Source organism: Stenotrophomonas beteli (assembly GCF_001431665.1).
Taxonomy (GTDB): domain Bacteria; phylum Pseudomonadota; class Gammaproteobacteria; order Xanthomonadales; family Xanthomonadaceae; genus Stenotrophomonas; species Stenotrophomonas beteli.
The window spans coordinates 22,817-33,626 of the sequence record NZ_LLXV01000054.1 but is presented as its reverse complement, the minus strand read 5'-3'; the positions used below and the strand labels follow the sequence as shown (position 1 = coordinate 33,626).

Here is a 10,810-nt window from a genome sequence, read left to right as displayed (position 1 = left end):
TACAGCGGCGAGCTGAGGCGGGTGTTGGGTTTCGCCTCGCAGGGCAGCGTGCTGCCGGCAAAGACAGCCGTGGCCTGCCGGTGGTCTCGGTGAACGTGCCGGAGGTCGACGTCGAATTCCTGCGCGTGCGCGAAAAGGACCTGCCGACCTTCTTCAGCCAGTACCAGCGCGGCGGCCGCCGCGGCAGCTGGGAGCTGAGCAGCGACTACGAGCGCAGCCCGATCAACAAGCTGGCCGAGCCGGTCTACGTCAACCGCTTCATCCTCGGCGGCAAGCAGAACGAGCGGGTGCTGACCTACCTGCCGACCCAGGACATCAAGGAACTGCAGGAGCCGGGCCTGTACTTCGCCCTGCTCAAGCGCACCGGTGACTACGAAGGCGAGTTCGATACCGCGTTCTTCTCGGTCAGCGACATCGGCCTGCATACCCGTGCCTACAAGGACAAGCTGTTCGTGCACACCGCCGGCCTCAAGGACGGTGCGCCGCTGAAGGGCATCGACCTGCGCGTGCTCGACGGCAAGGGCGAGGTGGTGCTGAAGGGCAGCACCGACGGCAACGGCAATGCGCTGCTGAACTACACCCTGGATGCGACCCATGTGCTGGTCGCCAGCAGTGGCAAGGACACCAGCTTCCTGCCGTTCAACCAGCCGGCGCTGGATCTGAGCGAATTTGCCGTGGCCGGTCGTGACAACGCGTGGTTCGACGTCTACGCGTGGTCCGGCCGCGATCTGTACCGCCCGGGCGAGACTGTGCGCCTGTCCGCGCTGCTGCGCGACAACGATGGCAAGCCCGTCAAGGCGCAGCCGGTGTTCCTGCGCCTGAAGCAGCCCGACGGCAAGACCTTCCGCGAGACCCGCCTGCAACCGGGCGAGCAGGGCTACATCAACTTCGAGCAGGCCATCCCCGCCGAGGCGCCGACCGGGCGCTGGCAGGTCGAGTTCCGCACCGACCCGGCCAGCAAGGAAGCGATCCAGGGCATGACCCTGCGCATCGAGGAGTTCCTGCCCGAGCGCATGAAGCTGGACCTGGACAGCGCGCAGAAGACGCTGAAGCCGGGCGAGGAGCTGCGCCTGCAGGCCAATGGTGCCTATCTGTACGGCGCGCCGGCCGATGGCAGCCGCTTCACCGCGCGCATGGCGGTGGCGGCCGAACAGAGGCCGGTGGAAGGCCTGCCGGGCTATTTCTTCGGTGACCCGACCCTGCAGCTGCCGCGCGAGGCCAAGGACGTGATCGATACCACGCTGCCGGCCAACGGCCAGCTGCGTGAGGATGTGGCGCTGCCGGAAGAGGCGGCCAAGGCCAAGGCGCCGATCGCCGTGGTGCTGTCCGGCAGCCTGTATGAAACCGGTGGCCGCACGGTCACCCGCACCCTGAAGCGGGTGATGTGGCCGGCCAACGCGCTGGTCGGCGTGCGCCCGCTGTTCAATCCTGACGATGGTGCCGATGCCAACGGCAACGCGCGCTTCGAGCTGATGCGCGTGGACGCCGCGGGCACGCCGCAGCCGGCCAAGGGCCTGAAGATCACCCTGGTGCGCGAACTGCGCGACTACCACTGGACCTTCAACGACAACCGCTGGGATTACGATTTCACCCGCCGTTTCGAGAACAAGGAAACGCGCACCGTCGATGCCGGCAGCAGCGCGGTCGCCTTCGATGTGCCGGTGGAGTGGGGCGAGTACCGGGTGGACGTGTTCGATCCGACTACCGGCCTGACCAGCCGCTATCCGTTCCGCGCCGGCTGGAGCTGGGGTGATGACAACCGCGGCCTGGACGCACGTCCGGACAAGGTCAAGCTGGGCCTGGACAAGACCGGCTACAAGGCTGGTGACACCCTGGAAGTGACGGTGACCCCGCCGCACGCCGGCAAGGGCATCCTGATGGTCGAGACCGACCGCATGCTCTACGTGCAGGACATCGAGGCCAAGCCGGGTTCGACCTTCAAGATCCCGGTCACTGCCGACTGGGAGCGGCACGACGTCTACATCACCGCGCTGGTGTTCCGCGGCGGCAGTGCGCCGAGCAAGATCACCCCGGCCCGTGCCGTGGGCGTGGTGCATGTACCGATGGACCGCAAGGGCCGCACCGTGGCGGTCGGCCTGGCTGCGCCCAAGCAGATGCGTCCGGAGCAGGACCTGCCGGTGACGGTCAGCGCGCCGCAGCTGGCCGGCAAGACGGCGCACGTCACCGTCTCGGCGGTGGACGTGGGCATCCTCAACATCACCCGTTTCCCGGTGCCCGACGCCGGTGGGCACTTCTTCGCCCAGCGTCGCCTCGGCATCGATGCCTACGACATCTACAGCCGGGTGATCGAGAGCTTCGATGGTGGCAGCGGCAAGCTGAAGTTCGGTGGCGACATGGCGCTGCAGGCGTTGCCGCAGGCCAAGCGCCCGACTGCGCGCGTGCAGACCGTGGACCTGTTCTCCGGCCCGGTGCAGCTCGATGCCAAGGGCATCGCCCGCATCCGCCTGAAGGTGCCCGACTTCAACGGCACCCTGCGCGTGTCGGCACTGGTCTACAGCGACGACCAGTACGGCAAGCGTGATGTGGAGACCGTGGTGCGCGCACCGATCCTGGCCGAAGCCAGCATGCCGCGCGTGCTGGCCCCGGGTGATCGCAGCACTGTGACCCTGGATGTGCAGAACTTCACCGGCAAGCCGGGCGCCTTCAACGTGCGGGTGGAAACCGAGGGCCCGCTGGCATTGTCCGAAGGCACGCGCAGCGTGCAGTTGAATGCCGATGCCAAGAGCACGCTCAGCTTCCCGCTGTCGGCGCGCGAGGGCCACAGCGTGGCCAAGGTTCGGGTGCGGGTGGACGGCAACGGCTTCAAGGCCGACCGCCGCTACGACCTGCCGGTGCGTGCGGCGTGGCCGCAGGTGCTGCGTTCGCAGGTACGCACGCTCGATCCGCTGGCAGCGATCAGTCTCGACAACAGCCTGACCGAGGGCCTGATGTCCGAGTCGGTGAATGCCCGCCTGCTGGTCAGCCCGCTGCCGCCGATTCCGTTCGCCAGTGCACTGCAGGGTGCACTGAACTATCCGTATGGCTGTGCCGAGCAGACCACCAGCAAGGGTTACGCCGCGCTGATCCTGGACCAGGCGACGTCGTCGATGCTCGGTGCCGACGGCCTGGATGCCAAGACCCGCCGCGAGCGCATGGAAGGTGCATTCGGTCGCCTGGCATCGATGCAGGTGGCCAACGGCAACTTCTCGATGTGGGGTGACGACGGCTACGTGAACCCGTGGCTGACCCCGTACATCACCGAGTTCCTGCTCGATGCCAAGGACGCCGGCTTCGCGGTGCCCGACAACGTGCTGCAGAAGGCGCTCAACCGGCTCAGCGAGGATCTGTTGTCCGGTGGCAATCAGTTCTATGGCCAGGACGACCGCGAGAAGCTGAAGTTCGCCAACCAGGCGTATTCGGGCTACGTGCTGGCCCGGGTCAACCGTGCGCCGCTGGGCACCCTGCGCACGCTGTACGACAACGAGCGCAGCAAGGCGGTCGGTGGCCTGTCGCTGGTCCACCTGGGCGTGGCGCTGTCGCTGCAGGGCGATGCCAAGCGCGGCCAGGCCGCGCTGGCCGCGGCCTTCGCGAAATCCAGCAGCGAACGTCCGTCGTACTTCGGCGACTACGGCAGCGCCATCCGCGATGACGCGCTGATGATTGCGCTGACCCACGAAAACAAGCTGGCCAAGCCGGCCTGGGATGCGCGTGCGGTCGATCTCGGCCGTGGCCTGGATGCGCGCCGCAACGCCGGCTGGATGTGGCTGAGCACGCAGGAACAGGTGGCGATTGCACGTCTCGGCAAGGCGCTCGCCGCCAACCAGAAGGCGCTGGTGGCCGGTGAGCTGGTGATTGGTGGAAACACCGAAGCCATCGGCGAGCGCAAGCTGTTCGGCCGTAACTTCAGCGCCAGTGAGCTGGCCAGCGGTGTGCGCTTCACTCCGCAGGGGCAGCCGCCGATGTTCGCCAGCATTGACGTGGCCGGCATCCCGCGCAGCGCACCGGCGCCGGACAACAGCGTGCTGGGTGTCGAGCGCAGCTACTACGGCACCGATGGCAAGCCGTGGTCGCCGCGCCCGCTGAAGGAAGGTGAAGCACTGATCGTGCGCGTCACGGTGACGGCGGACACCACGATGCCCGATGCGCTGCTGACCGACCTGCTGCCGGCCGGCCTTGAGATCGAGAACTTCAACCTGGGCGATGCCAAGCAGTGGGCCGACGTGGTGGTCGATGGCATCACCATCAGCGACCGTGGCGAGGCCGCCGATACCAAGCACGAGGAGTTCCGCGACGACCGCTATGTGGCCGCGCTGAAGCTCTCGCGTGGCAGCAAGGCCAACGTGTTCTACCTGGTACGCGCGGTGACCCCGGGCACCTACTCGGTACCGCCGCCGCTGGTGGAGGACATGTACCGGCCGCAGCTGCGGGGTGTCGGCCGCAGCAACCCCACCACGATCACGGTGGTGCAGCCGTGACCGCGCGGACGGGCCGCGACGGCGCGGCCCGTCCGGCTGGCAACCTGCAATGAAGAACAGGATGACGACCCGGCTGGCGGCCCTGCGCCGCTGGCTGCGGCCGCTGTGGCCGTGGCTGCGCTGGGGCACCGCAGCGGTGCTGGCGCTGCTGCTGGTGCTGGATTTCGTCTTCCCGCCGCCGCTGCCGCAGCAGCGCGATACCAGCACCCTGGTGGTGGCTGCCGACGGCACGCCGCTGCGTGCATTCGCCGATGCCGAAGGCGTGTGGCGCTATCCGGCTTCGATCGACAGCGTCTCGCCGCTGTACCTGCAGGCGTTGCTGACCTACGAGGACCGCTGGTTCTGGCGCCATCCGGGCATCAACCCGCTGGCGATCCTGCGTGCCAGCGGCCAGCTGCTGCGCGGCGGTCGCATCGTGTCCGGTGGCTCGACCCTGACCATGCAGGTCGCGCGCATCCTCGATCCGCATACGCGCACGCCCTGGGGCAAGCTCAAGCAGATGCTGCGCGCGGTGCAGCTGGAAGTGCACCTGAGCAAGCAGCAGATCCTGGCCCTGTATCTGGAGCGCGCGCCTTACGGCGGCACCATTGAAGGCGTGGAGGCGGCCAGCTGGGCCTACCTGGGCAAGCCGGCGGCGCAGCTGTCGCACGCCGAGGCCGCGTTGCTGGCGGTGCTGCCGCAGGCACCGAGCCGGCTGCGCCCGGACCGCCACCCGGAAGCCGCACAGAAGGCACGCGACAAGGTGCTGTCACGCATGGCCGAACTCGGCGCGTGGACAGCCGAAGAGGTGGACGATGCGCGCATCGAGAATGTGGTGGCGCGCTCGCTGCGGCCGCCGCTGCATGCCGCGTTGCTGGCGCAGCGACTGCACGCGGCGCATCCGGGGCAGGCGCGCATCCAGAGCAGCATCGACATCGGCCTGCAGCGCACGCTGGAAGAACGCGTGGCCAGCTATTTCTCGACGCTGCCCGAGCGCACCTCGGCCGCCCTGCTGGTGGTCGACAACCAGACCCTGCAGGCCCGCGCCTATGTCGGCACGCTGGCGTTCGGCGACCGCCAGCGGTTGGGCCACGTGGACATGGTGCAGGCCTGGCGTTCGCCGGGCTCCACGCTCAAGCCGTTCCTGTACGCGATGGCGCTCGATGATGGGCTGATCCATTCGGAAAGCCTGCTGGTCGATGCACCGCAGAGTTTTGGCAGCTACCGTCCCGGCAACTTCGACATGGCCTTCAATGGGCCGATCGGCGCCGCCAGCGCGTTGCGCCTGTCGCTCAACGTACCCTCGGTGGATCTGCTGCAGCGGGTCGGCGCGGCGCGTTTTGCCGCGCGCCTGTCGCACGCCGGCATCCAGCTGCGCTTCCCGCCGGGCAGCACGCCCAACCTGTCGTTGATACTCGGCGGTACCGGCGCGCGGCTGGAAGACCTGGTCGGCGCGTTCGCCGCGCTGAACCGCAACGGGATCGCCGGCCGCGTGCGTTACACCGACACCGAACCGATGATCGAACGGCGACTGGCCTCGCCCGGTGCCAGCTGGATCGTGCGCGAGATGCTGGAGTCGAATCCGCGGCTGGGCTACGGCGTCGGCACCTTCGACGTTGGCGGTCGGCCGCGCGTGGCCTGGAAGACCGGCACCAGCTACGGCTACCGCGACGCCTGGGCGATCGGCAGCACCCGTCACTACACCGTGGGCGTGTGGGTGGGCAGGCCGGACGGTACGCCGCTGCCGGGGCAGTACGGCGCCGTCACCGCACTGCCGCTGATGTTCGAGGTGGTGGACAGCCTGCCGCGCCAACGTGGTGACTCGGCTGCCGCGTCGATGCCGGCCAGCGTCAGCCAGGAAGACATCTGCTGGCCGACCGGCGAGCGTGCCGAGGGATTGCCGGCTGCACTGTGCCAGCGCAGGATGCCAGCCTACCTGCTCGATGGCGCCGCACCGCCGACCTTCCCGGAGCGCGAAGCGCGGCGCTGGCAGCCGGGCCGGCAACGCTACCTGGCCGATGCCCGCAGCGGATTGCGCGTGTCTGCCGATTGCCGCTCGCCGCACGAAGAGGTCGCGCGCGAGATTGCGCGCTGGCCGGCGTTGCTGTCGCCGTGGCTGCCCAAGGCCATGCGCGAGGCCTCGCAGCTGCCGCCGCTGTCGCCGGATTGCCGCGATGATGGCCGCGAGGCCAGCGTCGCCCTGCACATCGACGGGCTCAACGATGGCGCCGCACTGGCACGCGCGCCCAATGCCGAGCATGGCGTGCGCCTGCAGCTGCGCGCGCTGGGCAGCGAGCAGGCGGTGGACTGGCTGCTGGATGGCCGCTGGATCGCGCAGACGCAGGGGGCGCAGCTGATGCAGCGCGAGTTCGCCGAACCGGGCGCACACACCCTGACCGCGCTGGCAGCCGACGGGGCGTGGACGCAGGTGCGGTTCACCGTCCTGCGGTAGGTGCCGGGAATGGCCCGTCGACCCGACGCATCCATGCTCTGGTAGGTGCCAACCTTGGTTGGCACGCGATAAATGCGCCCACCCAGGTGGGCATCTACCAAGGCGTATGCGGGGCCGCTACTCCCCGATCCACCCGTCCAGCAGGTCGGCGAACTCGTCGGCGTGTTCCTCTTCCTGCGCGAGGATCTCTTCGAGAATGCGCTTGGTGGTGGTATCGCGGTCGCCGATGACGTTGATCATCTCCCGATAGCTGTCGATGGCGATGCGCTCGGCCACCAGGTTCTCGCGCACCATGTCGCGCAGGTCGCTGCCTTCCTTGTACTCGGCATGCGACCGCGCGGTCAGCGTATCGGGGTTGAAGTCGGGCTCGCCGCCGAGCTGGACGATGCGCTCGGCCAGCTTGCCGGCATGCGCCTGCTCCTGCTGTGCGTGCTCGAGGAATTCGGCCTTGACCGCGTCGGCCAGCATGCCCTTGGCCATGAAATAGTGCCGGTAGTAGCGCAGCACGCAGACGTACTCGGTGGCCAGAGCCTCGTTGAGCAGTTTGATCACCACCTCGCGGTCGGCGCTGTAGCTGTCGGTGATCGCGCCGTCCTCGATGTTGCGCCGGGCGCGTTCGCGCAGGGTCGCGCGGTCGCTGATGCCGGGAACCTGGGCGGCGGGCTTTGCGGCTTTGGCTGGCTTGCTGGACATGGCTGGCCGTTTCCTCTTGCGTTGGGGAATCAGGTAGGCAGGTGCTCCAGCACGTACTCGGCCGAAGACACTTCGAACTGGCCGGGCTGTTCGACCCACGCCGCGCGCACCACGCCATCGACCACGTACAGCGCGAAGCGGCGCGAGCGGATGCCCATGCCCGAGGCGCTGGCGTCAAGTTCCAGGCCGAGCGCGCGGGTCAGTTCGGCATTGCCATCGGACAGCATCAGCAGCCCGTCGGGCACGTTCTGCTCGGCGGCCCAGGCCTTCATCACGAACGGATCGTTGACGGCCATGCAGTAGACGTCGATACCGCGCTGGCGGAACTCCTGGAATTTTTCGACGAAGCCGGGCAGGTGGCGCGCCGAGCAGGTGGGGGTGAACGCACCGGGCACGGCGAACAGCACCACCTTGCGCGCATCGAACAGCGAATGCGTATCGAGCGTTTCGATGCCCTCGCGGATGCGCTTGAGGGTGACTTCCGGAATGTGGTCGCCGACGTGGATGGTCATGGGGAACTCCTTGCAGGGGCAGGCTAGGGGGCCGGATGGGACAGGCGCGTCAAGACATTGGAAACCCGGTGTGCAGGCCCCATCTTCAGGCTTTGCAGCGCAGCCTTCCAGCCACAGCCTGGGGCAGGGGGAGGGCAGCCGCATTGCGCAGGATCAGTCGGCCTCACCGGCGCCGCACGAGGGGCGGCGTAGCATCGCCGGCGCGTAGAATGAACCCGGGGCGGCGCCACCGGCGCGGCCGAAGCGAATCGAGGTAGCTGGATGGAATTCAAGGATTACTACGCCACCCTGGGGGTGGAACCGAGCGCGGGCGAGGCGGAGATCAAGACCGCCTATCGCCGGCTGGCACGCAAGTACCACCCGGACGTCAGCAAGGAGGCCGGGGCCGAAGACAAGTTCAAGGCGGTCAACGAAGCCTACGAGGCGCTGCGTGACCCGGAGAAGCGCGCGGCGTACGACCAGCTGCGCGCGCAGGGCTACCGCCCGGGCGAGGAATTCAACGTGCCGCCGAACTACGGTGGTGCCGGCGGCTTCAACTTCGAGGAAGTGTTTGGTGGCGGTGGCGCCAATGGCGGCTTCAGCGACTTCTTCGAGAGCCTGTTCGCCCGCCAGCGCGGCGGTGCTGGCCCGGGTCCGGGCTTCAGCAACCAGGGCCATGCGCCCAACCGCGATACCCGCGCCAAGCTGTCGGTACCGCTGGAGGCGGCCTACAGCGGCGACAGCCTGCGCATCACCGTCAACGGCAAGCAGCTGGACGTGCGCGTGCCCAAGGGCATCCGCCCGGGGCAGGTGATCCGCCTGGCCGGGCAGGGCAACCATGGCGGCAATCTGCTGCTGGAAGTGGAGTACGCCGCGCACCCGCAGTTCGAGGTTGATGGCCGCAACATCCTCTACACGCTGCCGGTGACGCCGTGGCAGGCGGCGCTGGGCACCAGCATCAGCGTGCCGACCCTGGGCGGTGCGGTGGAGCTGAAGATCCCGGCCGACTCCGATGCCGGCCGCAAGCTGCGCCTGCGCGGGCGCGGCCTGCCGGGTAATCCGGATGGCGACCAGATCGTTGAAATCGAGATCGTGGCCCCGGCTGCGACCGACGAAGCGCAGAAGAAGGCCTACCGCAATCTGGCCAAGGCGTTCGGCGAGACGATCTGAGGCTTTGGTTATGTAGAGTCGAGCATGGCTCGACTCTACAGAAGCGTGCCAACCAAGGTTGGCACCTACCGGGAACCTCTCAGCCCTGGCCGGCGAACACCCGCTCCAGCACCTCGGACAGCTCGTCTTCCGAGAACGGCTTGGTGATGTAGGCCTTGGCGCCCTGGCGCATGCCCCACATGCGGTCGGTGTCCTGGTCCTTGGTGGTCACCAGGATCACCGGGATGTGCCGGGTCGCCTCGTCGCGGGCCAGCGTGCGGGTGGCCTGGAAGCCGTTGAGGTTGGGCATCACCACGTCCATCAGGACCAGGTCGGGCAGCTCGGCCTTGGCGGTCTCGACCCCGGCGGCGCCATCGGTGGCGGTCAGGATCTGGTGCCCGAGCTTCTCGACGATGCGCTGTATCCCCAGCAGCTGCGACGGTGAGTCGTCGACGATCAGAATGCGTGCCATGTTGTTCCCCAGGTAATGCCCGCAGTGTAGTGCGGGCACATTACCGGCGGGAGGGGCGCGCGTGCCGTCCGTCGCCTGCCTGCGACGTTCAGTCGATCCGCACCACGGTACGCCCCAGCGAGCCACCAGCCAGCATCCGCTCGAATACCGCCGGCAGGCCATCCAGTCCCACCTCGGCGGTGCAGATGCGGTCCAGGTGCTGCGGCTTCCATTCGCCGCCCAGGCGCGACCACACCTCTTCGCGCAGCCCGCGCGGCGCGTTGGCCGATGACACCCCCAGCAGCGACACACCGCGCAGGATGAACGGCATCACCGTCATCTCCAGCTTCGGGCTGGCGGCCAGGCCGGCGCTGACCACGCTGCCGTAGGGCACGGTCTGCGCCAGCAGGCTGGCCAGCATGTTGCCGCCGGCATTGTCCAGGCCACCGCCGAAACGTGCCGACTGCAGTGGGCTGGTATCGGCCAGCGCTTCGCGCGGCAGCACTTCGGTGGCGCCGATGCTGCGCAGGAAGCCGGCCTGGTCCGGCTTGCCGCTGATCGCATGCACCGTGTAACCGGCACGGCTGAAGATCGACAGGGCCAGCGCACCGACGCCGCCGCTGGCGCCGGTGACCGCCAGCGGGCCGAGCTCCGGGGCCTGTCGGTTGTCCTGCATGCGCAGCAGGGCCAGCGCCGCAGTGAAGCCAGCGGTACCCAGCACCATCGCCTCGCGCGGGCTCAGCCCGGCCGGCTGCGCGATCACCGCGCTCGATTCCAGTCGCACGTATTGGCTGTAGCCGCCATCGCGGGTCTCGCTGAGGCCGCAGCCGGTGGCGAGTACGGCATCGCCTTCACGCCAGGCCGGGTCGGTGCTGGCGACCACGGTACCGGCCACGTCGATGCCCCCCACCAGCGGGAAGCGGCGCAGGATCCGGCCCTTGCCGGTGCCGGCCAGCGCGTCCTTGTAATTGACCGACGACCACTGCGCGCGGATCAGTACCTGGCCCGGGTTGAGCTCGTCGATGCTGAGCTGGGCCAGCCCGCTGCGGTAGCCGGCGTCGTCGTTTTCGATGCGGAAGGCGGTGAACGGGGTGGTGGGGGCCATCGGCGCTGCCTGACT

6 protein-coding genes and 1 pseudogene are annotated in these 10,810 nt (G+C 68.4%); 3 read left to right on the top strand and 4 right to left on the bottom strand.

Going from position 1 to position 10,810, the window contains the following annotated elements:
* Together ARC23_RS14030 and pbpC are read left to right on the top strand one after the other, a co-directional pair.
* Positions 1-4,475: pseudogene (locus tag ARC23_RS14030) on the top strand (alpha-2-macroglobulin family protein); the annotation flags it as partial.
* Between the two features lie 49 nt (positions 4,476-4,524).
* Entirely contained in the window at positions 4,525-6,906 is a 2,382-nt protein-coding gene (gene pbpC / locus ARC23_RS14025) for a penicillin-binding protein 1C (protein ID WP_057497765.1), read from the top strand.
* Positions 6,907-7,023: 117 nt separating this feature from the next.
* Here the strand turns inward: pbpC and ARC23_RS14020 are convergent, their stop codons facing one another.
* Both ARC23_RS14020 and ARC23_RS14015 read right to left on the bottom strand, forming a co-directional pair.
* Positions 7,024-7,599, bottom strand: a complete 576-nt coding sequence (locus ARC23_RS14020) for a ferritin-like domain-containing protein (protein ID WP_057497764.1) — start codon at positions 7,597-7,599, stop codon at positions 7,024-7,026.
* 29 nt (positions 7,600-7,628) lie between these two features.
* On the bottom strand, positions 7,629-8,111 hold the full coding sequence (locus tag ARC23_RS14015) for a peroxiredoxin (RefSeq protein ID WP_057497763.1): 483 nt from the start codon (positions 8,109-8,111) through the stop codon (positions 7,629-7,631).
* Positions 8,112-8,372: 261 nt separating this feature from the next.
* On the opposite strand from ARC23_RS14015, the gene ARC23_RS14010 reads away from it, so the two are divergent.
* Positions 8,373-9,260, top strand: coding sequence for a DnaJ C-terminal domain-containing protein (locus tag ARC23_RS14010; RefSeq protein WP_057497762.1), 888 nt, complete (start codon positions 8,373-8,375; stop codon positions 9,258-9,260).
* A gap of 79 nt (positions 9,261-9,339) precedes the next feature.
* Here ARC23_RS14010 and pilH read toward each other — a convergent pair whose 3' ends face one another.
* Both pilH and ARC23_RS14000 read right to left on the bottom strand, forming a co-directional pair.
* Complete coding sequence (gene pilH, locus ARC23_RS14005; RefSeq protein WP_005410644.1) at positions 9,340-9,711, bottom strand: twitching motility response regulator PilH; 372 nt, start codon at positions 9,709-9,711, stop codon at positions 9,340-9,342.
* A gap of 88 nt (positions 9,712-9,799) precedes the next feature.
* Positions 9,800-10,795 (bottom strand): YhdH/YhfP family quinone oxidoreductase, encoded by a 996-nt coding sequence (locus tag ARC23_RS14000; protein WP_057497761.1) that lies wholly within the window; start codon positions 10,793-10,795, stop codon positions 9,800-9,802.
* Positions 10,796-10,810 lie beyond the last annotated feature (15 nt).

Excerpts from the sequence above, each read along its gene's own strand:
- pbpC (WP_057497765.1), top strand. The coding sequence starts at position 4,525 with ATGAAGAACAGGATGACGACCCGGCTGGCGGCCCTGCGCCGCTGGCTG.
- ARC23_RS14020 (WP_057497764.1), bottom strand. The coding sequence starts at position 7,599 with ATGTCCAGCAAGCCAGCCAAAGCCGCAAAGCCCGCCGCCCAGGTTCCC.
- ARC23_RS14015 (WP_057497763.1), bottom strand. The coding sequence starts at position 8,111 with ATGACCATCCACGTCGGCGACCACATTCCGGAAGTCACCCTCAAGCGC.
- ARC23_RS14010 (WP_057497762.1), top strand. The coding sequence starts at position 8,373 with ATGGAATTCAAGGATTACTACGCCACCCTGGGGGTGGAACCGAGCGCG.
- pilH (WP_005410644.1), bottom strand. The coding sequence starts at position 9,711 with ATGGCACGCATTCTGATCGTCGACGACTCACCGTCGCAGCTGCTGGGG.
- ARC23_RS14000 (WP_057497761.1), bottom strand. The coding sequence starts at position 10,795 with ATGGCCCCCACCACCCCGTTCACCGCCTTCCGCATCGAAAACGACGAC.